Source organism: Staphylococcus sp. FSL H8-0121, from assembly GCF_038008425.1.
Taxonomy (GTDB): Bacteria; Bacillota; Bacilli; order Staphylococcales; family Staphylococcaceae; genus Staphylococcus; species Staphylococcus pasteuri.
Map to the genome: position 1 here is coordinate 738038 of NZ_JBBOZB010000002.1, position 25047 is coordinate 763084.

A 25047-nucleotide genomic window follows, 5' to 3' on the forward strand; every position below is an offset into this window, starting at 1 on the left:
TCAATCATTTTAAGTATAGTTAATTTATGCGTTGTTTATACAACATTTTTTACTAACTTATTTAATGGTACCACGTTCTCACTATGGTATTGGCCAGGTGCCACTCTTATTATCATAACTTTAATCATCAATTTAATTTCTCTTTTTAAATATGGGCATCGCTTTGCTCTTATCATATTAATAATACTGAACGCAGTCTTACTTCTTATATATTCTGCGCCATTACTATTAGTTTAAATTAAAATGGAGTTAGCCTACGAAGACATATATTATGTTTCCATAGGCTAACTCCAAATACATAAGAAACTAATCCTCATTTAAATAAGTCGTTAATAATTCAATATAGTACTCAACAAATTGATGATATGTTTCTTTATTGACGTGCTCATTGATTTGATGTGGTACAGTTCCAGGTCCAAACATTAAGAATGGAAAGTGTTCATCTTTATCTCGAAGTAAATTAGAGGCATCAGTCACGCCTACAGTTGGAGTCGCAACGACCTCACGATTAAAGATAGTCTTTGCAACTTGTTGACCTAATGCTATTAAGCGATTCTCTCCTGTTGTAAGCACTGGATCTAAATCTAAATATATATCCTCTTCAAGTTGTCCACCTTCTCCATTAATTTGATTGATATGTTTGTCGAATAGTGCTTTCACTTTATCATTATCAAATTCTGGGACAGTACGTATATTAAAATCCGTTGTGGCCTTATCTGGTATTGAATTCACTTGATTACCACCATGAATCATTGTGTGATTAATAACTAAACCTTTGACCACTTGTGCTAATTGTTGTTCATCTATAGGGCCGTTTATTCTTTCCTTAACGCCTTCTATAAAATGTGAAAAGTCTAACTGTTGATAATTTAATTCTTGTTGAAGTTGTTCATATTCATCATCTATATTACGCACAAAATCTAATAAAGGTTTAATCGCATTTTTACCTACAATTGGCACAGAACTATGTGCTGCTTGTCCTCTAGACACAATTTGATAATCCATTGAACCTTTATGTGCATAGACAATACCTGACTCAGATGGTTCAGCAATGATAAGTGCATCTACATCGTCCGTATAGCCTGCTTTGTATAATTGTTCGGAACCAAGCTGTTGCATTTCTTCTCCAGCTGTCGCCATTAACTTAATTGTACCTTTTTCCAATAAACCACGTTCATGAATGTCTATCATTGCAATGACTAATGCAGCTAGTCCTGCTTTCATATCCGATGTCCCACGACCATATAACAAGCCGTCTTGTTCAGTTAATTCAAATGGTGGATATGTCCAATCGCCATAATCACCTTCCGATACTACGTCCATGTGACCAGAAATGCCTACAACGGGATGACCGTCGCCTATTGAGGCAATTAGATTAGCACGCTGATGACGTCCTTTAATTTCATCAATTTCTGCTTTGATACCGTGCTTTTGTAGTAATGATTGTAAATATTTTGCTACTTCAATTTCATTATCATTTACGGTTTTAATCTCTATCAAATCTTTTAATATTTGTAATTGCTCATCTTTTGAAAATACACTCATGTTAAATACTCCTTTAATACTGTTGTTCCATTAGGATCATTTAATAATATTACCCATATCCTAACCTGCAAAAATTTAATCTTTGGCAACAGATTCATGGTATCTATCAAAGTGTAGTCAATCAAACAATTCATATTGAAATATAGCTATTGCCCTTTAAAATCTTTCAATTGATAGTTGTTACTATTTTAACAATACATTACTATTGTCATTAAAAATCTGATGCTGCTCATTTTCATCAAAATAATTAGACGCACCAATATCTTGTTCCATTTTAGCAATCCAATCGTTAGGTGCATAATGTGCATCTGAGCCAAAAACGATATGAGATGTATCAGTAATTTCTTTCAAACTCGCAAATGTAGAGTCACCTGTTGAAAGTGCTGTATCATAATAAAATCGACGAATATAATCGTCAGCAGAATATTGTAATTGTGACATTCGCTTCAAACTATGTAGATATGTTTTGAACATTTTTCCATAGCGAATAGGGTGTTTAGCAACTTCTCCAATCATCCTTGTCTTACTTCCCGTTAAATATGGCTTCAGACGTTCTTTCGGATTCACCATTATATAACTTAATGTTTCAAGTGTTTGGTTAATTCGCCATTCTAAATACGGCAACGTACCTCCAGCATGCGCCAAAATAAATGTAATATTTGGATAACGATCTAACGTACCACTCAATATTAAATTAGTCGCTGCTCGCGAAGTATTAAAGGTAAATTCTTCTATAAAATCCGCTACAACATATTGAGGTTTTTTCACTTTATCTGAAGACGAACTAGGGTGCACAAACACCACGCCATGACGATCATTAATTGCTTTCATCACTGGCTCAAATATATCGTCGCCTAAATATTGATCTCCATAATTAGATAACAATCCAATACCGTCTAATTTCAATTCATCTAGAGCATAAGCTACTTCATTGATTGACTGTTTAACATGCGGCATCGGTAGTAAAGCAAAGCTTTTAAAACGTTCTGGGTAGTCTTTCTTTAATTGTGCTTGATACTCATTTACTTCTCTAGCTACTTTAGAAGCTTGCTTCTTATTAAACGGTAATGTTGCCGGCTCTGAAATAGAAGTTACACCTATATTTATGTTTAATTCATTCATCATATTAAGACTGTCCTCAGGCTTCCAATCCTTGATAGGATAGCCACCAGCAGTTGTTACACCTATCTTACGTAATGCGTCTTTATATACTTTAGGAATAATGTGATGGTGAATATCTATTATTTGTAAATTCTCTTTCATAATCAAACACTCACTTTCTACTATTGAAATCAATTGCAATATTATTTAAGTTATCTTATATTTTAATAGACAATACGTCTATTAAATAACTTAACAAATTTCCATAATGAATACTCGCAGAAACTTCTCGAATTATAGGTTTAATGTACATATCAATGATATATGTTGATTATCTTTAACATAATAGAGTATTTATGCAATAAAGGATGAAGCAGAAATGGACAAAAGACAAATTCGTACTAACCAATATTTAAAAAAGGGACTTACTCAATTATTAAATCAAGTAAGTTATTCTAATATCACGATTAAACAATTAGCTGACGCTGCTAATATCAATCGCAGTACTTTTTATTTACATTATAAGAGCAAGGACGATTTCTTAAACTCTGTAATTGAGGAAACGATTGATGAGCTTACCGATTATGTAAAACAATCTTCAGTCAATGATGATTCTATATTTAATACTGAATTTAAAGTGTCTTTCACACGGTTATTAGAATATATTGAACTTAATTTTGAGTTTGTAAAAGTACTCATTACAAATATGAATACAACCTATTTTCGCGCATTACTAGTAGAAAAGGTTCGTGAAAATATTTATTATCCATTATTGGAAAAAAACAACGTTGAAATGAACTTCCAAAAAGATATTATATTGAATCATACAATATATGGTGATTTAGGAGTTATTGAAAGTTGGTTTAACAGCGAGAATTATTATAGCTCTCATTATATTGCGGAGGTACTTTTCGATGTTTCTAGCCATTCTCCCATATCACTATTAGGTATTGAATCTGAATTTGAAAATCAATAACCTAACATCAACCTATATCATATTCAAATTCGCACTCTAAAGATTAGTTATTTGTCTAATTTTTAGAGTGCTTTTTAGTTAGCTTAGTTTTAAATCAACACATATTTATCTATTATTTTAATATTGATAGACGATAATATACATACTGTCTATTAAGTCGGATTTTTACAAAATGAAACCAAGATTTTCTAATCAAAATGTGCTATTTTAACTAATAGACACACTGTCTATTATAAAAGAAATCATTATTATTAATATTCAACTATATGGAAAGTAGGGATCATATGGCGTATATAAAGTTAGAAAATTATTCAAAAATATTTGGAACTGGAGATCAAAAGGTCTATGCAAATAACGATATTTCATTTGAATTAGAACAAGGTCAACTTATGGTCATTGTAGGTTCATCTGGTGCAGGTAAATCAACATTATTAAATACATTAGGTGGTATGGATTCAGCTACAGAAGGAAAAGTCATCATTAATGGTACGGATATTGCTCAATTTTCCGAAAAAGAATTAACTACTTATCGACGGAAATCAGTTGGATTTGTCTTCCAATTCTATAATCTTATTCCTAACCTTACGACTTTAGAAAATTTAGAACTTGCATCTGAACTATCATCAGAAGCATTAGATCCTAAAGAAACGCTAAAAAAAGTTGGTTTAGAAAAAAGAATGGGTAACTTCCCTTCCCAACTATCTGGTGGTGAGCAACAACGTGCTTCTATTGCCCGTGCCGTTGCAAAAAATCCAGACTTACTATTATGTGACGAACCAACAGGCGCATTAGATTACAAAACTGGTAAAAAGATTTTACAAGTTCTGCAAGATTTAAGCCATGAAAATAATAAAACGGTCATTATCGTGACGCATAACGCAGCATTAAAAGATATGGCAGACCATGTAATTGAAATATTCGACGGAAAAATTAAAGAAGACTACATCAATGATCATCATAAACCAATATCAGAAATTGAATATTAAGGAGGATATACATGAATAAATTAAATAAAACGATATTACGTGAATTTAAGTCATCATTTCCTCGCTTCATTTCAATTACTATTTTGTTAGCTTTAGGTGCTTTCATATTAATCGGCTTAAAAGTAACGGGCGATGATATGCGACTAACTGGAGATCAATATTTTAAAGATCATCATATGGCTCACGCACAAGTAACAAGTCCTATTGGCTTTTCAAAAGATGATAAACAACATATTAATAATATGGATCATGTGGCTAAGACAGAATATAGCATTTCGAAAGATGCTCGTATTGCAAATTCAAATAAAGCTATTCGATTAAACGAAAACACATCAAAATTGTCTACCTATAAAGTTAAAAAAGGTCGTTTGCCAAAATCTTCTAATGAAATTGCTTTAAATGCGCAAGATACTTCAAAATATAAAATTGGACAAACAATTGATTTTACAAATAATAAAGGTAAAAAAGATATTTCTGGACTTAAACATCATCAATACAAAGTTGTTGGTTTCGTAACCTCAAGTGATTACATGCAAAAGCAAAATTTGGGCGTAACCAATGTTGGTAAAGGACAAATCGATACATTCGGCGTACTAGCAAAATCTGGATTCAACAATTCCAAACCAAATGTTGCTAAACTAACTTATAATAACGTCCACGGTAACAGCTACTCAGACCGATTTGAAAAACAAATTAATAGTAATGCTTCAAATAATGCTGATGATTTAGAAAAATGGTCTGACAAACAACGTTCAGATATGAAAGATGATAAACAAGCAGAACTTAATAAAGCGAAAAAAGCGTTAGATAAACAAAAAGATTCAGTTAATGAAAATAAAACTATGCTACAACAAACTGGCAAACTAAAAGACGCTCAACAAGATATAGCTAAATCTGAAACACAACTCAAAAACAAAGAGAACGACATTAAAAAATTAGATGATATTAACTACGAAATTCAACCACGTAGTGATTACAATCAAGGCTATAGTCAGTTTGGTGAATCAGCTAAACGTATTGATATTTTATCTAACACATTCCCTATCATTTTCTTTGCAGTAGCAATTTTAGTTACATTTATAACAATGTCTAGAATGGCTGAAGAAAAAAGAATGAATATGGGTGTAATGCGTGCTCTTGGCTATACAAAATTTGACGCTATGAAACTGTTCTTAATTTATGGCACAAGTGCTGCAGTTATAGGTACTGCACTTGGTAGTTTCTTCGGTACATGGTATTTACCTGAAAAAATTTATCAAGCCTATGCTGCTAACTTGATTGTGCCTGAAATCCAAACACCTACTCACTGGTTGTGGATTGGTATTAGTCTATTAGTCGCATTACTTTGTACAGTTGTACCTTCAGTATATATTGCTTGGAAAGCTTTAAAAGAACAACCTAAATATTTATTATTACCAAAACCACCAAAAGCCGGTTCAAAAATATTATTAGAACGTCTACCATTTATTTGGAATAAATTGTCATTCAATCATAAAGTGACTGCTCGTAACCTTTTCAGATACAAAGGTCGTATGTTTATGACAATACTCGGCGTGTTTGGCTGTACATCACTGTTAATTACTGGTTTCGGTATGCGAGATTCATTAAATGGTATTATCCATAACCAATATCAAAATATTATTCACTACGATATTATTAGTGTTTATAATACGCATGCGTCACAACAAGACAAAGATAAATATAATGACAAAATTAATGATTTAGACTCAGTTAAACAAAAAGATGATGTCTACTATCAATCGGTTACTACTAAACCTAAAAACGTTATAGATAATCAACAAATTTCTATGATTGTTCCTAAAAACTCTGATAACTTTAAGGATTATATGACCTTACGTGACGCCGATTCAGATAAGAAAATAAAATTAAGCAATAATGGTGTTGTTATTTCTGAAAAATTAGCTAAACTTGGCCACTACAAAAAAGGTGATACTCTAACAATTAAAGATGATACTAATGCTAAACATAAAGTCAAAATTGATGGTATCGCTCAAATGTATGCTGGACATTACATGGTGATGAACAAACAATATTACGAAAAAGCATTTGATAAAGATATCGATTATAATGCTAAAATTTTAAATTTAAAAGATAGATCCGCTTCAAATATTAATAAAGTTTCAAGTGAATTAAATGAACAAGATGCGAGCCAAACAGCCGTGCAATCCAACCAAGCTAAAACAGCCATCAATACAATTTTAGACGGTCTTGATAATATCGTCTTAATCATTGTCGTTGCATCATCTGCGTTGTCATTCGTTGTACTCTTCACATTAACGAATATTAATGTATCTGAACGTACACGAGAACTCGCCACACTTCGAGTATTAGGCTTTTATAAAAAAGAAACAGTGATGTATATTTACCGAGAAACAATACTTCTCACTATCATCGGTATTTTAACTGGATTTATCGGTGGCACTTATTTACATCACTTTATTATGGATACATTGCCACCTAACAATGCTATGGCTGACTTAACGTTATATTGGACAAACTTTACATTCTCTACGCTATTAACGTTAGTATTTGCATTTATTGTAATGCTGATTATGGCTAGAAAAATAAGTAGAATTGATATGCTCAATGCGTTAAACTCAGCAGATTAAAGTAAATATATGAATATATTCCTGTAATTAAAGGGACATGCAACTCATGAGCGAAGCGTTTTAAGAGTTGCGTGTCCCTACTTTAATATTTGTTAATTTAAAACTATATAATAGTATTTTCAAATTTATATGTATATACTATGAATATTACATTTAAAGGAGCAAATAAAATTAATGAAGACATTACTTATTAATGCGCATCCGTATTTTAATAATGATGCGACTTATACTGCTAAATTGAAAAATTTATTTTTAGAAAAGTTTAATACTGCATTTCCAGAAGGTGAAATTGAAGAATTAAATTTATATGATATTGCACTACCTCGTTTAGAGAGTGATCAATTATTACATGTGTGGTCTAAATTAGGTTCAGGAGAAGAATTATCAGCTGAAGAAAGCCAAATCGCTGAGATGTCTTCATTTTTACTAAACCAATTTAAAGAACATCATCGTATTGTTATTTTGACACCTTTACACAACTTCAATATCACGTCTAGATTAAAAGATTATATCGACAATATTATGGTGGCAAGAGAAACATTTAAATATACTGAAGATGGTTCTGTTGGGCTGATGACAGATGACTACAAAGCATTATTACTACAAGCGAGTGGTGGCGTTTATACGAATGATGACCGTTACACACCTCTTGAATTCTCATACCATTATTTAAGAGAAATGTTCAAAGAAATTATGGGCTTTGACGAATTTTACGTAGCTCGTGCGGAAGGTACATCAGTGCTACCAGAAGATGAAATTATAAAAGGCGCTAAAGAAGACTTAGACCAAGTATTCGATGCGTTTTATACAAAAGGATAATATCAAATAAAGAAACCCGTAATAGAACGATTTAATCGCTCTGTTACGGGTATTTATTTTGTCTTTATATTAAATAATGATATTTAGACTACCTCAAGACTGCCCAAACATTAAAATGCCACTGTACCTACCAACATTGCAATTAATAATAATACGATTGCGAAGCCCCATACCCAGAAGAACGCATATTTGATATATGTTCCCATATTAGCTTCAGCTAATCCAAGTGCAAGCCATAATGCTGGTGCAAATGGGCTCACAAATGTACCAATAATATTACCGATGACCATTGAGTATGCAGTAGATACTTGAGATACGCCAAATTCTGCTGCAGTTTGTTTCACAATTGGTAATAACGCAAAGTAATAAGCGTCTGTACTTGTTAATAAATCAAGTGGCACACCTAATAATCCTACAATAATGTGGATATAAGGGCCTACAGGTTGTGGAATGATCTTAATTAAATCTGTTGCGATTGATTTCAACATTCCTGTATGGTCTAACACACCTAAAAACATACCGGCACCGACGATAACTACTGCCATCATTAATGCGTTAGGTGCATGTGCTTTGACGCGGTCCATTTGTTCATCGACACTCTTATAGTTAATAATTAAAGCTAATGCCACACCTATCATAAATGCAAATTCTAGTGGTGCTATATTTGAAAGCATAATGACCATAACTAAAATCGTTAACAGTGTATTAATCCAAATGATAGACCCATGCTCTTTTGCGCGACCTCTAACTGGGAATTTTATCTCTTGATCATGTTCATAATGTCTCACCAATTTATGTATATCTATATCTTGTGTTTGTTCAAGCTCTCCATTAGCGATACCTTTTTGAATACGTCGTTTCTCTCTAAATCCTAAATAAACAGCTAGTATCATGACTAATACAAACCCAATAATTTGTATAGGTATCAAACCGTACCATAATTCATTAACACTTTTAGCCTTTAACACTGTTGCTACACGAGCCATTGGTCCGCCCCACGGCACCATATTCATCACTGCTGCACTAAGTGCTAATAATAAGATGAGTAAGTAACGACTCATGTTCAATGCCTTATAAAGTGGTAATAACGCTGGAATACATAGTAAAAATGTAACCGCTCCTGCGCCATCTAATTGCGCAATTGTACCAAGCAATGCTGTCATAATACATACAATAATCACATTACCTCGTGTCATTAATAATAATCTTTTAACAACGGGCTTAAATAAACCACTATCTGTCATAATGCCAAAGAAAATAATCGCAAAAATAAACATAATGACGACATTCATGACTTGTGACAAACCTTTGTCAAAGAACGTCACTAAATCATGAACGTTATAGCCTAGTATAAGTGCTCCAAGACACGGAATTAACGTCATCCCCACGAATGGACTAATCTTCTTGGCAATTAATAAACCAACAATCGAAATAATAATGAGTAATCCCATTATCGTTAACCACATATGATCCCCTTGCATGACTAACATCCCCTTTGAAATTATTAAATTTTAAAACCCCTAAATATTTAAGTAGAAAAAATTTTCCGAAAATTTTTTATTACAAATATTTTAACATAAATGATTAATCGAGGAATATATGGGTATTTAAATATATTATTATTTTTAACTTAACTACGCTATTTCATTTTAAATAGTATCTTGTACAATAAAAAACTTTCTAATTAAAAGGGATTAATCATGTTAAAGAAATTTATTTTATGTCTCGTAATCTTTTTAGCGATATTCACTATATTTTTCCAAAAGAAACTAGATAAATCAGAAATAGAAAAAGGCATTACGTTAGATATTGCACGTAAACACTATACAGAACATAGTATTAAGCAAATTATCAAACATCTTAGTAAACATCATGGTACATACTTACAGTTACATTTTTCTGATAATGAAAACTACAGTATCTATTCAAAAATGTTAAAGCAGACATCCAACAAAACGAATTCATACTTTTTAACTAAAAAAGAACTCAAATCTATTATTAAATATGCGAACCAAAGAAACGTTCAAATTATTCCAGAAATAGATTTACCTTCTCACTCAAAATCCATTCTTACTTTATTAAGAAAACATCATCCTGATACATATCAAAAAGTCGTATCGCAAGATGATTCAAGTACGATTGATTTTATAGATAATAAAGATTCATTGAAATTCTCTAAAGATTTAATTTCAGAAATTAGCGGTTTATTTAAACAGCCGAAGTATAAAGATGAACAGAAAATGGTCATTGGTGGCGATGAAGTGCCCGGTAGTGGTGCGAACCAACAACAATTCGTAAAATACATCAATCAAATTTCCAATTATGCGAATTCCAATAACTATGAAACTAAAATATGGAACGATTCCATAACTAAAGAAGGTCTGAAACAGTTAGATCAAGCCATTATCATTATGTATTGGCAACAGAAAAATCAAAATAGCTTAACACCAAAAGACTTTTTCGATTACAACCATCAAGTTGAAAACTTTAATAGTCAGTCCTTATATCTATTTCCTAGAGATGAAAAATCAACTTCAACATCTAAAAATATTGATTTAATATCTGACACAAAAATAACGTCATTTAATACGTACCATAATCATCAAAAGAACTATTACGATACAAACCTAAACGGTGTGACGATGAGTTTTTGGGGAGAGTTTGCTTCTTCTCTAAGTCAAAATGATCTCATCAAGTACATCATTAAATACATTAAAATATTTTTCTAATATTAAGCTATTGTTAACACAACATTTTTTGTCCATTGATTTATTGCTAAGTTTTTCCTTTTTGACAGTAAACTAAAACTGTCTAAAGCGTTTTTTCACCCATAAACTCTTTTTACCAACTAAAACTTCTTAAGCATAAAATTTTTAACTCTATTATTAATAATAGAGTTATTTTTGTTTAATAATAATTATACCAATTATAACTTTTTTATATATTAAAAAAGTGTTGCAACTCCTAGAAAACTGCATTATCATCAGTTCATGTTAAAAATTCCTAGGGGGAGAAACATGAACTTATTAAATTTCTTAATACTTTATCCGTTATTTATGTCTGTATTTTGGATAGTAGGAACGATTATTTATATGTTCTTTTCTGAGCTATGGCTTACTCAAAAACCGACTAAAGCCATAGGAGAAGAAGGTATATCATTTTTAGTTCCTTGCTTTAACGAAGAAGAAACAATTAAAGATACAATTGAAAATCTATTGTCATTAGAATTTCCAAACAAACAAATCATTGTCATCAATGATGGAAGTTCAGATAATTCTGCACAGATTATTTATAAGCTTCAAGAAACAATGGATTTCACATTTGTCGATCTTAAAGTCAATCAAGGGAAAGCCAATGCTCTAAACAAAGGTGTTGATTATGCCGAGTATGATTACGTTATGGGCATAGACGCAGACACGCTTATCGATAATTGCGCACCTTACTTTATGATTCAACACTTCCAAGACAATCCTAAATTAGCAGCAGTTACTGGTAATCCAAGAATAAGAAATAAAAAATCTATACTTGGTAAAATCCAAACTATTGAATATGCAAGTATGGTAGGAAGTATCAAACGTGCACAATCTTTAACAGGAAAAATTAATACAATCTCTGGTGTATTTACACTATTTAGAAAATCTGCAGTTATACAGGTTGGAAAATGGGATATCGATATGATTACTGAAGATATTGCCATCTCATGGAAATTCCATCTAGCAGGATTTCAAATTAAATATGAACCTAGAGCACTTTGTAGAATGCTTGTACCCGAAACTGTGGGAGGCCTATGGAAACAACGATTAAGATGGGCACAAGGCGGACAAGAAGTTTTAATTCGTGACTTTAAAGCCGGGTTAAAATCAATGAATCCAGCCATTTATTTACTCGTATTCGAACAAATCTTTTCGCTTATATGGGTTTACTGCGTTGTCTCTATTTTAATCATTCAAATTATAAATGCTAACTTCTTAGACTACTACTTCTTAAATTATAAATTTTCACTCATCATTTTATCGGCCTTATTACTAACATTTATCAATACAGTTCAATTCACAGTTTCACTTATTGCAGATAGTAAATACGAAAAAATTAATATTTTCACTATTTTCTATTTAAGCTGGTATTCAGCTATATATTGGTTGCTTAACGCTTCCGTCGCTATTATTGCCTTTCCAAAAGCACTTACTAGAAAGAAAGGAGAGTTTGCCACATGGACAAGCCCAGACAGAGGAAAAAGCTAAGTACATATTTTTGTTTACATTGTATAAGAGAAGTCATTACTTTTGCATTAAGTATTATATTTTGGGTCTATTTCGCTATAGCCTGCATTCTAATTATTGGCTCACTTTTCAATTTAAGTCATGAATTAGTTTTAATTATAAGAACGTTACTGAACATTGAACAAGACACTATGTTCGAAACTTTCGATTTATTATTAAAATTCATCATTTTTGATGCTATTGTATTCTCATTATTCTTATTAATTAGAAAAAGAATATATAAAAAAGAAGGTATTAATCATGGGAAAGTGTTCTAAACTTATTGCCACCCTATTATTCACGTCATTATTTTTCTTGATGATTTTTTATGACAATACTTCATTCGCTAAAGAAAAGAAAAACCCGTTAAATAGTAAACATCATGAAAACAGCGCTTTAGCATTAAATTACCATCGTGTCCGTGATGGTAATTGGTTTGAAGATACATTATTCACCATTTCAAGTAGTAAAGAAATTAATGATTATAGTGTGACTAAAAAAGAATTTAATAAACAAATTAAGTGGTTGAAAGATCATGATGCACACTTTTTAACAGAAAAGGAATTTCAACATTATAAGAGTAAAGGTAAGTTCCCTGCGCGTAGTGTATGGATCAACTTCGATGATATCGACATGTCCGTTTATGACAGTGCTTATCCGATATTAAAGAAATATAATGTACCAGCAACAGGATTTGTGATTACCGGCCATGTCGGAGAAGATGATTTCCACAATCTTAACCTCATTAACCTAAGTAAATTAAAAGAAATGCAGAAATCAAAGATTTGGACATTCAGTTCTCATACACATAACCTTCACTCATTAACCAAAGACAACAAGTCAATTATTACAAAAAAAAGTGGAAAACAAATTAAAAATGATATAAGTAAAAGTAACCATTATATTAACAAAAACTTTGATAAGACTAATAATTCTTTAGCCTTTCCATATGGAGAACCAAGTAAGAAAAATATAAAAATATTGAAATCTGAAAATATTAAATATGCTTATACATTAGCAGACCGCTCAGTCTATCCAGATGATGATAATTATGCTATTCCACGTGTTTTAGTAAACGAGGATTCCTTTAATAAATTAATTAAAAAATGGGATGGTTTTAAAGATGGCAAGTCAAAATAAAAAGAAAAAAGAACTCATCTACCTTAGAGCATTTCTCTGCGTTATTATTATCGTCACACATATATTAACGCAATATATGCGCGGTATAGATGGTGATGATACAGCGCAACTTAAAGTCATTTATTATGCTCAAAATATATTTATCTTTGGCACACCGTGTTTCATCGTGTTGTCTCAATTACTGACAACGTTAAATTATTCTTCATTAAAATTGAATTATTTAACATCACGTTTTAAATACATCATTATGCCCTATTTATTAGTAGGTTGTTTCTATTGTTATAGTGAATCCAGAAAATTAGGAGATCCTTTCTGGCATCAATTCTACCAAAATGTCGTATTAGGATATTGGTATGGTTATTTTATTATCGTTATAGTTCAGTACTTCATATTAAGCTATATCATCTATAAAATATCACCTAAAATATTCAATAGTAAAATTCTATTAATAGGATCATTCATTGTTCAATTTGTATTTTTGCGTTTACTACATACAAATCATGCATTCGAAACACAATTACATCACATATATCCATTAAGTGATAATACATTTATTTTAGGATGGATCTTTTTCTTCTTCCTAGGTGGTTATATCGGCTATAACTACAATAGAATTATGAAGTTTGTTTATGAATTTCCGTTTATTATACTAACTTTATCTGTAGTGTCTTATTTAATTTTTGTGTTTGCATTTGGTAAACATGATTATTGGAATGTAACAAGTTATACTGAAACATTAATGCTATATCATACATTTATGTTTTTACTATTACTTAGTATATTTATTCATTTCAATACGCTTATGTATGGCGTCACGAATTTAGTTAATTCATTTTCATTTTTCATATATCTATTACACCCGATCATTTTAGAATATCTATATGAATATACGTCTATTTTCATCAATACAAGTATTATCTTTATAGTAATATCATTAGTGTGTACTTTAGGTATGTGTGTGGGTGTCGGTATTATTCTCCGAGAGTTTGCTCTATGTCGTTTCGTAATTGGTAAACAACCATATAAACTGAATGTGAATTTAAAAGACTAAAACTTTATACGAATTTATTGCCATTTGTGGTCTGTAAACAACTTACAGATTACAAATGGTTTTTTTAGTTAGTTTATAGTTGGCTTGGAATTGATGTGTTCAATGACTTTAAGAAATTGTAAATAGAAATTTATATTAGCTTCATAATTCTTATTTATGATTAAGACATCTCGTGATTGAATTTGATTAACTTTAAATTTGATCACGTTACAGTTTAAAAATTTAGTTAATAGAGGTGCTAAAATCATGACAAATAGAACGCATGCTTATAGTATTCGCAAACTAAGTATTGGTGCATCTTCAATTATGGTCGCAACGATGCTCTTAATAGGTGGCGGTAGTGTTGCACATGCAGATGAAACTAAAAACGAAAATAATAACGCACAAACGACTGCTACAACTCAATCAGATCAGCATTCAGCTCAAACTGAACAAACACAAAATGAGAACTCAAATAATCAAAATAGCAAAGCTTCATCTATAGCGAATGAAAATGCGCAAACAACTGAAACTAAAGAAGAACATTTAAATTCACAACAAGAAAATAATAATAGTGATGTTTCACGTGAAAATACAAATACTAAAACACCTAATAATAATGAAGAAAAGACTGCAAAAGAATCAGATGATCAGCAGCAAAAATCAACAAAACAAAATCAAGAATCGACTACTCAAGAAGACTCCCTTCAACCTAAAGACAACCAACAAACTAATGATTCATATGTAGATAATAAACAATCTGACAAACCAAACTCAGAAAAACAACAACCTCATGAGCAATCTAGAACAGACCAACAATCTAACACTAAAGTGGAGAAATCGGATCAAACACCATCATTAGAAAAAGACCAAACTTCTAACGAGCATCAACTATCAGCAACTCAAACTAATGACAGCAAAGATAAACAAGAGGTCCCTAAGACATCCCTGCAAGAAGACTCTGATAAAGATGTGTCGTCAGAGGCTCAGTCACAACAATCATCAAAACAACATATTACAGCTAAAGATGCTTCTGCAGCAGAAGAAAAAACTAATGAAGTGAATAATCAGTCACAAACTAAAAACACTCAATCTCAAAATGATATTAAATTGAGTCAGTTAGATAATAGTAATCAAACGCACAGCAGCCCAACAAATGATAAAGATGATGAATCAAAAGACGGTATTAATACACTTACAAAAAACGCCGTAGCAATACATAACAATAAATCTAAGGATAAAGCTGTACAACCAGCTAAAGACCAAACCAATAAAGTTGCGCCTCAAATTCAATATAAAAATCATGACCCTATTATTCTTGTACATGGCTTTAATGGTTACACTGCCGATAATGGTCCCGGCCTTGATAACAGCAATTATTGGGGTGGCGATCGTCTTAAAATCACTCAAGAAGCGCGTGCTAAAGGTTATAACGTCAGTGAAGCTAGTGTCAGTGCATTAGGCAGCAATTATGATAGAGCTGTTGAACTATACTATTACATTAAAGGTGGCACTGTAGATTACGGCGCTGCACATGCTGCAAAATACGGTCACGAACGTTATGGTAAAACTTATGCAGGTGCTTATAAAGATTGGAAACCTGGACAGAAAATTCACTTAGTTGGTCATAGTATGGGCGGACAAACCGTTAGACTATTAGAAGATATGCTTCGTAATGGAGATCCTGAGGAGGTTGAATACCAGAAGCAACATGGTGGCGATATTTCACCGTTATATAAAGGTGGACAAGATAATATGATTTCTTCAATTACAACGCTTGCAACACCTCATAACGGGACACATGCTTCAGATAAATTAGGCAACGAAGCCATCATTAGACAGGTACTATATGACTATGCCAAAACTCAAGGTGGTAAACATTCCCGCTCTGACCTTGGTTTAAGACAATGGGGATTAAAACAACAGCCTAACGAATCTTATACTGAATACGTGAAACGCGTTAAAAACAGCAAACTTTGGACAACTCAAGACAATGGCTTATATGATTTAACCACTCAAGGTGCACAAGAACTTAATAATAAGACATCTTTAAACCCTAATATTGTATACAAAACATATTCAGGTGAATCTACCGAACCAGATAAAAATGGTATTTATAAACGCGATCGTCATATGAACATTAAGTATCTAACAACAGCAAATGTTATTGGTAAACTAGATGATAAAGCTTGGCGAGAGAATGATGGACTGGTATCAACCATTTCTGCCAAACATCCATTCAACCAAAAATATGTGGATGCTTCAGATCAACCTCAAAAAGGCGTATGGCAAGTGACACCTGTTAAACATAATTGGGATCACGGTGACTTTGTCGGTACACAAAAAAATGAAAAAGATATCTCAGTAGAAGAACTTCAAGGATTTTGGGATAACATTTTAGCGGATACCGTCAAAAGCGAGAAAGTTACAGATAAGTAGGATATGTAAACAGGTCTTCCAATTTTCTTTTTAGGAAGACCTGTTTCTTTAACGTTTACAAGTTTAGTAGATTACTTCAATATCATGTTCATAATTTTATTTAATACTACCTATACCTTTTAATTCTTCAGAATAAGGCATTGTTAATTCATTACAACTTATTACTTTTCCATCTTCATTAAATTTAAATTCTGCATACACTTCTATTTTCCCACGATTCCCATTCTTTTTTGTAACGTAAACATTATAACGTAAGAATACAGTATTCTGATTTTCGTCAATTAACATTGTTTCAAATTGTTTAATTGTTAGCTTTGAAACTACTTCTTTTAGTTTCCTAAGATGTTCAGTAAACTCATTAATATCAGAAGTTACGTGGTCAGTAGTTTGAACATACAAAGGTGAAAAATAAGTATTTATCTTATCAATATTCAAATCAATCAAAATATCATTATATAGTGCTTGTATCATTGTTGATAAATAATCTCTATCCATCACTAAACACAACCTTTATTAATGTTTATTATTTATGTTCTATCTATAAATTTAGACTATCATTAAAAACGAAACTATACAAATGTTAAATTATATTTAAAACAATCTATTAACTTAGTATAATATAATCATAAAACTTAGTGAGCCTATTTGTCATATGTTATCACATACACCTATGAATATTTGTAAGTAAAGTGGGGTGATAAGTATGACAATATTCCTTCAAATTGATTTTTCAATCATTGTAAGCATAATAGGAACGTTCTATGTCATTATAGTAATAAAGACAAAAAAATAGCCCCCGTATTGGAAGTACGGGAGCACCTATTACATAGGCTGTAAGTAAATAACATATACCGAGTTATCCAGCTCAACGAATATGTTTACTAAGTTTTACACCTAGTTGTTGATTCGCCATCAGTGACTAGGTGTTTTTTATACTTTTATAATACTATATTATAGGATTATAGACAATATTTTTAAAATTAATATATCTTAATGTAGCTAATATCTATAGCACGTTTCAATTACTTTCTTTGATGTCATTATATAATTCTACAAATTTCTTCCCATCTGCACGTGACACGTAATCAAAGATCCAATTTTCGCCTTCTTTTTCAGTAATAACAATTCTAAATGGATTCAAAGATAAACCAAATTTCACACTTTTAATCTCATCAAAATGAAAGACATTTTTAATTTCAGAACCTTTTAAAAACCCATCCGCTTCAAAGTAAATGGCATCTTCTAATAAACAAAGTGTTCCTGGGATACCTTGAGGTTGAATATTTTTCATTAAACCATGAACCGTATAAACTGGATGATCTATATTAATTTCCATATTATATCTCCCCTAATGTTTGTCATTAATATGGTGAGTCTTTACTTTAAACAGATATGAAGATAAACCCATTTGCATTTTTATTATTCTTAATATGAGTATACCTAAAGCATGTGACTCACTCAAATTTTAATATGATATTTTAGGAATAAAAAAAGCTCCCGTATGATCTATACGAGAGCGTTGATTGAATATTAATATCATTATTATTGTCTTATTATTTTGATCTGAAAACAAACACTTCTGAATCGTATAATTTCAAGACTTTTGTAAATAAATAGTTGAAGAATATCGCAGCTACCAATGGGACAATAATATATGTAATAGCAACTATTACCAGTCCACTAGCCATACCTCCGTCTAATAATCCTAATGATTTAATAGGTCCTACTAAACCAATTAAACCAAAACCTGCAGAATTTGGTGCACCTTTAATATTAAACAAACCGCCTATAAGTCCTGATACTGCGGCTGAACACACAATTGGTAAGAATATAATCGGATGTCGTATTGTATTAGGCATCATTAATTTAACTGCACCAAGAAGTACTGTAATAGGAACACCTACTTTGTTTACACGCCATGCTCCAACAGCTAACACAATCGCACAAGTACCAGCGCCAATTGCAGCAGAGCCAGCAGCTAATCCTGATATACCAATTGCGACACCTATTCCTATGGACGATATTGGTGATACTATAAGAATTGAAAAGATCATTGCAATCAATATCGTCATAATAATAGGTTGTGTATTCGTTAAACTATTAACAAAATTACCTATGCCAACCGTAATTAGTTTAGTATAAGGTAACAGTAACAAACCAATTAAACCAGCGACACCTGCCCCAACAATAGGTAACACAATCATATTAAAATTTTCTACTCGATCTTTAATCAATAATATAATACCTACTGCAATAGCAGCTGTAATCATTGTGTTGATTAAATCACCTATACCAGTAATAACCCATTTATTATCTGTAATCGTAGTTGCTCCTGAACCCACAAAGGCTGCTGCACCCACTACAGCGGTTTGTAATTGTCCTAATCCAAATTGTATCGCAATAATGACGCCTGTAAGTATTGGAGTCGTATATTGAATACCTTGAACCACAATAGCTATCTTAGCGAAAATTTCATTATACTGACTTAAATATTTACATAATTCTCCTAAAATTGCATTGGGAATCATTCCTACTATAATTGCTATCGCTAATCCATTTAATACATTAAATAAAAATGTTTTGGGTGTAATTATCTGTTTCTCGCCCATATTTCAAATACCTCATGTAACTTTCATAATTTTTCTTAAATTTAAAATATTCTAAATAATATTCTTTAAAAAAACACTCTCGAGGAGAGAACCGGACAAAAGCGCTTAGGATATCGTTAATTCGTTTCCCAGAGCATAAATACTTTATGTCTCAGCCTCTTATACGAAAGTGTTTTCAAGTTATGATTATGATACCATTATTTTCCATAATAGCATAGTTATTTTATAAGTTTTTAAGCAGTTTTGTGATAGCGGTTTCAATTATAGCGAACATGATAGGTACGTTCTATGTCTCTATAATAATAAAGACAAAAAATAGCTCTCGTACTGGAATACGAGAGCACTTGCTACCATGTTAGTGACTAAAACAATACTAAGAGTAAAATTGGAAATATAATCACTATATTAACGAGATTAATAAAAACACTGATTAAAAAAGATTCCAATTTGTATATAAAATAAACCAAGATTGAAATAGTAAGCAATACGTTACTCGCAATTAGAAAATATAAACAAATATCTAAACCAAATTGACTTAATCGATTAAAATTAATAACAATCAATATAACTAGAACTAAATAGTTAATGATATTCAGCAAGTTTAATGTTAGTTTCATGTATTTGCTCCTAAATTAATAATCATAATTAATACAACCCCACTTTAACATAAATAAAATCGCTGACATGTTAAAATGCCAACGATTCTGATAATGCTATTTCTATATTTAAAAATAACTTTCAATATAATTATCGTAATAAGTATGACGCAATTTCGCGCTCATCTTTTCCATTATTATTATTATTTTGCAGTTCAAAGTTTGTGATTTTTTCTTGTGAATTAGTAATCACAATCATAACGGTAGTTGCTTTGCCAAGTTCTTTAATTTTTTCAATATCCATATTAGCAAGCATATTACCTGCTTTTACTTGGTCATTCTCTTTCACTTTAATATCAAACACAGGTTCTTTAATTTCTACTGTATCAATTCCCATGTGTATTAATACTTCTACACCATTTTTATCTTCAATTCCAATGGCATGTTTAGAATCAGAAATAAAGACAACTTTACCATCTAATGGACTATAAATTTCTCCATTTTGTGGTTCAATAGCATATCCTTCACCCATTAGTTTTTGTGAAAATACTGGATCATCTACATCTCTGAGTGGTACGATTTCACCTTTAGCAGCTTGACCTAAAAATTGTTGTTTACCAGCAACATTATTTTCCATAGTTGCTTCTTCTTTAACAGATTCAGTACTAACATTTGCTGTTGCTACATCTTCACCTTTTGGAATTCCAAACATTTTAGTCAAAACAAATCCTAAAATAAAGATTAATATACCAACAATGACATAAGTTAATAACTGACTAAAATCATAAATATACATTAATGGTGATAAAATAACTGCTAAACCATAAGAATTAGCTTTAATATGAAGTAGTGCTAAAATGCCACCACCGAGTGAAGAACAAATAAGCATAATACCTAAAGCTTTAATTCCTGAACGTAAAACAACACCAAATAATGCCGGTTCACTAACACCTAGTAATTGAGTTATAGTCGCACTTACACCTGCAGTTTTAAATGCTGGTTTTTTACTGCTCAATGCTAAAGCTAACGTTACCCCTGCATTGGAGAAACCATACATTGCAGCTAATGTAATAAGAGGATTGTAGCCTGTTGAAGCCAATAATGACGTTTCTACAATGATAAACATATGATGTAAACCAGTCATAACAGCTAGCGGATAGATAAATCCAATTAAAAATCCTCCAATACCAAACGGTAATCCTATAAATGATTTTACTACTGTGATACCAAAGCTTTCGAAACCATGTACAATTGGTCCCATAATAAAGAATGAGAATATCATTACTATTAATATGACAAAGAAAGGTGTAAATATAAGGTCTAATGCATTAGGCATAACCTTTCGTAATCTTTTTTCTAATTTTGCCCCAACAATACCAGCAAATAATGCTGTTAAAATACTACCTTGATAACCAATAATCGGTATAATACCTGCTACCATAATGGGTTTAGCATCGCCACCCGCAACTTCATAAGCATTCGGTAAAGCTGGAGATACTAACATTAATCCAATTAGAAAACCAATAATCGGTGTTCCACCAAATGTTCTAAACGCACTCCACGCAATAAATGCTGGTAAGAATCCGAATGCTGTGTCAGTCAACACAGATATGAGTGTTTGAATATACTCTGGAATCATATCTGGTTTCAATCCAAATAATCCCAACACACTTTCATTAAACAGAACACCTTTTAATCCAAGGAATAAACCTGTCGCTCCTAATATTGGAATAATAGGTATAAAGACATCAGCTATTAAACGAATTGCCTTTTGAATAACCCCTTGCTTTTTCTTTTCCATCTCTTTTTTGGATTCTTCTTTAAAATCATACTGCTCTTCGATAGCTTCAAAAACATTATTAACAATACCAGTACCTAAAATAATTTGATATTGTCCACCTGTATAAAATACCCCTTTAACTAAATCAATTGCTTCAATTTTATCATCATCTATAGCAGTTCGATCACTAACTGATAAACGCAATCTAGTTACACAGTGTGTCATGCTTTCTATATTGTCTTCCCCAACAATTTGAACAATCTCTTTTGCAACTTTTTGGTAATCATTTTTAGCCATAACTAACACCCCTTATTTAACTTTGATTAATAAACATTCGTAAGGTCTTAAATTCACTGAATCTTGATTAATCTGTGGATTTTCATAATTGTTTAGCGTCACGTCTTGTACTTCATTATCTATTTCCTGGGTTATCAACTCATCAGAAAGATTCACTATAATTTGGAATGTATTGTTATTGTCACGTCTCAAATAACTAATGACGTTTTCATTTGTATTCCAAAGCGGTTTAATATCTCCATAAATCAGTGTTTCAGAGTACTCAGAATGATTACGTAATTGAATCATTTGTTGATAAAAGTTAAATAGTGAATCATTTTTATCCTTTTGTTTTTCAACATTAATCTCTTGGTGATTTTCATTAAGTTCAATCCAAGGTGACACATCTGAAAAGCCAGCATTACTCTCTGAACTCCAATGCATTGGCGTTCTAGTATTATCTCTACTACGCAAATTGACAAATTCAAGCGCTTGATCTGCTGAAAATCCTTCTTGAATTGCCCGATGATAATTATCGATACTTGAGATATCATTAAATTGATCAATAGATGTTCTATTAAAGTTTGTCATACCTATTTCTTGTCCTTGATAAATAAAAGGTGTCCCTCTTAAGAAGAAATACATTAGCGCCAAAGCACTTCCACCAATATAGTTTTGGTATGATTTATTTTTAATTAATTTAGATATGGCTCTAGGTTGATCATGATTTTCTATAAAATTAGCTCCCCAGCCTACCTTTTGAATAGCTTCTTGGCTTTCAAATAATAATTCTTTAAACTCAGAGACTTTCCAATTAGTTCGTTTGAACCAATCACTACCAGATTCAACATCAATATCCGCATATTTAAAGTCAAATATCATGGAAAAATATCCTTCTTCTCCAATAAAGTCATCTAATTCATCATATTTAACTCCAGGTGCTTCACCTACAGTCACACATTGATATTTATCAAATGTCTTTTCTCTCAGTTCTCTTAAAAATATTTCAATACCTGGACGATTGCGTGTTTTATACTTACATGTCACTAAACCGTCCTGACCATCTGAAGGTAAACTTGCAAAATCTTGATCTTTTTTCAAGAAAGTAATTGAATCAATTCTAAATCCTGCTAAACCTTTTTCGAGCCAAGTATTAATCATTTGATAAATTTCATTTCGTAATTCTGGATTTTCAAAGTTTAAATCTGGTTGCTTCTTATCAAATATATGCATATAGTATTGATCTTCATTAGGTACTTTTTCCCAAACACTTCCACCAAAAATAGAACGCCAATTATTAGGAGGTTGTCCATTTACGCCTTCTTTGAAAATATAATAATCTCTATATTTACTTTCAGGATTTTTGTATGCTTCTTGAAACCATGGATGTTCATCTGAAGTGTGATTAATGACAAGATCTAGCATGATTTTGATATTATATTGATTTGCTTCTGAGAAAAGTTGATCTAAATCTGCCATATCTCCAAATTCAGAGTTGATATCTAAGTAGTCTGAAATATCATATCCATTATCTATCATTGGTGATTTATAGATAGGACAAATCCAAATCATTGTGATACCTAAATCAGCTAAATAAGGTAGTTTACTAATAATCCCTTGTATGTCCCCAATTCCATCGTCATTTGTATCTTTAAAACTTCTAGGATATATCTGATAAATAACTTCTTTCTTCCACCATTGTTGTTCCATAATTAGCCTCCAATTTATTATATGGTATCGATACCATATTTTTGATAATTAAAAGAGCTTATTGATTAAAGCTCTTTTTATGTACTTTCACGTTCAACAATACTAAGTTGAATACTGTCATTTTCCTGAATACTAGTTTTATCTTCTAACATAGAAATTAAATTCCTTACCAACCGTTCACCTATGATATCGATTGGTTGATTAACAGTTGTTAATGCTACTTTCAGCATATTTGAAAAAGGTTGGTTATCGTAACCTATAATTGCAATATTCTTTGGAACATTAACATTATGTGCCGTAAAATATTGAATTAATCCAGCTGCAACTTCATCACTACCTGTAAATATAGCCTGAGGTAGCTGTTTTTGATTCAATAACTCTTCTGCAATATTTATACCATCTTGTATAGTATGAATATTTTCAAAAACATAGCGTTCTTGAATAGGCAGTTGATAAGTTTCCATCGCTGCTTTGAAGCCTTTATTACGAGCTGAACCATGTCGAGATTTTGTGAATTTGCCACCTGTGCAGTAAGCAATCTCTTTGTATCCTTTATTAATTAAAAATTCAATAGCGTCGTATGTAGCTTGTTGATGTTTAATACGAATCATACCTATTTTTGAAGAATTCAATGACTCATCGCCTACTAACACGATGGGACCATAATCAGTATACGTTTCAATCGTTTTAATATCGTTTTCGATAGAACACATGATAACGCCATCAATTTGCTTTTGTTTCAACATATTCATTAATCGTAATTCTTCTTCCTTATCGTCATGCGATTGTAAGATTAATGTATGATATGACGTATCACGCAGTTGTTTCTCTATTGCTTCAATTAAATACGCAAAATAAGGATTAGTAATGCGCGAAACAATTACACCAATAGTAAATGATTTATTCGATCTTAATTGTGTAGCAGCCGAATTAGGAATATAGTCTAACTCTCGCATAGCTTGTTGAATTTTCTCTTTTTTATCTGCCGAAATATAAGGATGATCATTTAAATACCTAGATACTGTTGTAACTGAAACATTGGCCTTCTTGGCAACTTCTTTAATATTGGTCATACAAAGCTCCTAATATGAAATCGATTTCACATATAGAGTAAAACTTTTTAAACAAGTAGTCAATATGTTTTATTGTTT

Annotated in this window: 19 protein-coding genes; 10 read left to right on the forward strand and 9 right to left on the reverse strand. The window is 31.5% G+C overall.

Annotation, left to right across the window (positions count from 1 at the left end):
* Positions 1–306: 306 nt before the first annotated feature.
* A complete protein-coding gene (locus tag LFT63_RS08960) occupies positions 307–1545 on the reverse strand; it encodes an ArgE/DapE family deacylase (RefSeq protein ID WP_029056691.1) in 1239 nt (412 codons plus the stop codon).
* Between the two features lie 183 nt (positions 1546–1728).
* Positions 1729–2808 (reverse strand): amidohydrolase family protein, encoded by a 1080-nt coding sequence (locus LFT63_RS08965; protein WP_029056690.1) that lies wholly within the window; start codon positions 2806–2808, stop codon positions 1729–1731.
* A 217-nt stretch (positions 2809–3025) separates the two neighbouring features.
* Here LFT63_RS08965 and LFT63_RS08970 point away from each other — a divergent pair, with 217 nt between their 5' ends.
* The 4 genes from LFT63_RS08970 (at position 3026) to LFT63_RS08985 (ending at position 8057) form a co-directional block, all read left to right on the forward strand.
* Positions 3026–3622: a TetR/AcrR family transcriptional regulator gene (locus tag LFT63_RS08970; protein WP_029056689.1), complete on the forward strand. Its 597-nt coding sequence runs from the start codon at positions 3026–3028 to the stop codon at positions 3620–3622.
* A gap of 284 nt (positions 3623–3906) precedes the next feature.
* On the forward strand, positions 3907–4608 hold the full coding sequence (locus LFT63_RS08975) for an ABC transporter ATP-binding protein (RefSeq protein WP_340768808.1): 702 nt from the start codon (positions 3907–3909) through the stop codon (positions 4606–4608).
* An 11-nt stretch (positions 4609–4619) separates the two neighbouring features.
* Positions 4620–7238: an ABC transporter permease gene (locus tag LFT63_RS08980; protein WP_340768811.1), complete on the forward strand. Its 2619-nt coding sequence runs from the start codon at positions 4620–4622 to the stop codon at positions 7236–7238.
* Between the two features lie 174 nt (positions 7239–7412).
* Positions 7413–8057, forward strand: a complete 645-nt coding sequence (locus LFT63_RS08985; protein WP_029056686.1) for an FMN-dependent NADH-azoreductase — start codon at positions 7413–7415, stop codon at positions 8055–8057.
* A 110-nt stretch (positions 8058–8167) separates the two neighbouring features.
* Here LFT63_RS08985 and LFT63_RS08990 read toward each other — a convergent pair whose 3' ends face one another.
* A complete protein-coding gene (locus LFT63_RS08990; RefSeq protein WP_340768813.1) occupies positions 8168–9538 on the reverse strand; it encodes a CitMHS family transporter in 1371 nt (456 codons plus the stop codon).
* Between the two features lie 219 nt (positions 9539–9757).
* Between LFT63_RS08990 and LFT63_RS08995 the strand changes: the two genes are divergently transcribed.
* The 6 genes from LFT63_RS08995 to lip all read left to right on the forward strand — a co-directional run bounded on the left by LFT63_RS08995 (position 9758) and on the right by lip (position 16925).
* Positions 9758–10786 (forward strand): family 20 glycosylhydrolase, encoded by a 1029-nt coding sequence (locus LFT63_RS08995; RefSeq protein ID WP_029056684.1) that lies wholly within the window; start codon positions 9758–9760, stop codon positions 10784–10786.
* Positions 10787–11074: 288 nt separating this feature from the next.
* A complete protein-coding gene (icaA, locus tag LFT63_RS09000) occupies positions 11075–12298 on the forward strand; it encodes a poly-beta-1,6 N-acetyl-D-glucosamine synthase IcaA (protein ID WP_017637812.1) in 1224 nt (407 codons plus the stop codon).
* A complete protein-coding gene (gene icaD / locus LFT63_RS09005) occupies positions 12268–12594 on the forward strand; it encodes an intracellular adhesion protein IcaD (protein ID WP_029056683.1) in 327 nt (108 codons plus the stop codon). Before icaA ends, icaD begins: the two co-directional genes overlap by 31 nt.
* Positions 12578–13456, forward strand: coding sequence for an intercellular adhesin biosynthesis polysaccharide N-deacetylase (gene icaB, locus LFT63_RS09010; protein ID WP_029056682.1), 879 nt, complete (start codon positions 12578–12580; stop codon positions 13454–13456). The genes icaD and icaB overlap by 17 nt, the downstream gene beginning before the upstream one ends.
* Positions 13440–14507, forward strand: a complete 1068-nt coding sequence (gene icaC, locus LFT63_RS09015) for a polysaccharide intercellular adhesin biosynthesis/export protein IcaC (RefSeq protein ID WP_029056681.1) — start codon at positions 13440–13442, stop codon at positions 14505–14507. Before icaB ends, icaC begins: the two co-directional genes overlap by 17 nt.
* A 246-nt stretch (positions 14508–14753) precedes the next feature.
* Positions 14754–16925 carry a YSIRK-targeted triacylglycerol lipase gene (gene lip / locus LFT63_RS09020; protein WP_029056680.1) on the forward strand — a complete coding sequence of 724 codons (2172 nt, stop codon included), beginning with the start codon at positions 14754–14756 and terminating at the stop codon, positions 16923–16925.
* A 96-nt stretch (positions 16926–17021) separates the two neighbouring features.
* Here the strand turns inward: lip and LFT63_RS09025 are convergent, their stop codons facing one another.
* From LFT63_RS09025 to LFT63_RS09050, 6 genes are all read right to left on the reverse strand, one after another.
* Positions 17022–17420 carry a hypothetical protein gene (locus tag LFT63_RS09025; protein ID WP_029056679.1) on the reverse strand — a complete coding sequence of 133 codons (399 nt, stop codon included), beginning with the start codon at positions 17418–17420 and terminating at the stop codon, positions 17022–17024.
* A 523-nt stretch (positions 17421–17943) separates the two neighbouring features.
* A complete protein-coding gene (locus tag LFT63_RS09030) occupies positions 17944–18261 on the reverse strand; it encodes a hypothetical protein (RefSeq protein ID WP_029056678.1) in 318 nt (105 codons plus the stop codon).
* Between the two features lie 217 nt (positions 18262–18478).
* The gene (locus LFT63_RS09035) at positions 18479–19534 is read right to left on the reverse strand and encodes a PTS transporter subunit IIC (protein ID WP_029056677.1); all 1056 of its coding nucleotides are present in this window, start codon (positions 19532–19534) and stop codon (positions 18479–18481) included.
* Positions 19535–20281: 747 nt separating this feature from the next.
* Complete coding sequence (locus LFT63_RS09040; protein WP_218047352.1) at positions 20282–22207, reverse strand: PTS beta-glucoside transporter subunit IIBCA; 1926 nt, start codon at positions 22205–22207, stop codon at positions 20282–20284.
* A gap of 12 nt (positions 22208–22219) precedes the next feature.
* The gene (locus LFT63_RS09045; protein WP_326002717.1) at positions 22220–23896 is read right to left on the reverse strand and encodes a glycoside hydrolase family 13 protein; all 1677 of its coding nucleotides are present in this window, start codon (positions 23894–23896) and stop codon (positions 22220–22222) included.
* 77 nt (positions 23897–23973) lie between these two features.
* Positions 23974–24969 carry a LacI family DNA-binding transcriptional regulator gene (locus tag LFT63_RS09050; protein WP_029056675.1) on the reverse strand — a complete coding sequence of 332 codons (996 nt, stop codon included), beginning with the start codon at positions 24967–24969 and terminating at the stop codon, positions 23974–23976.
* Between the last annotated feature and the right edge of the window lie 78 nt (positions 24970–25047).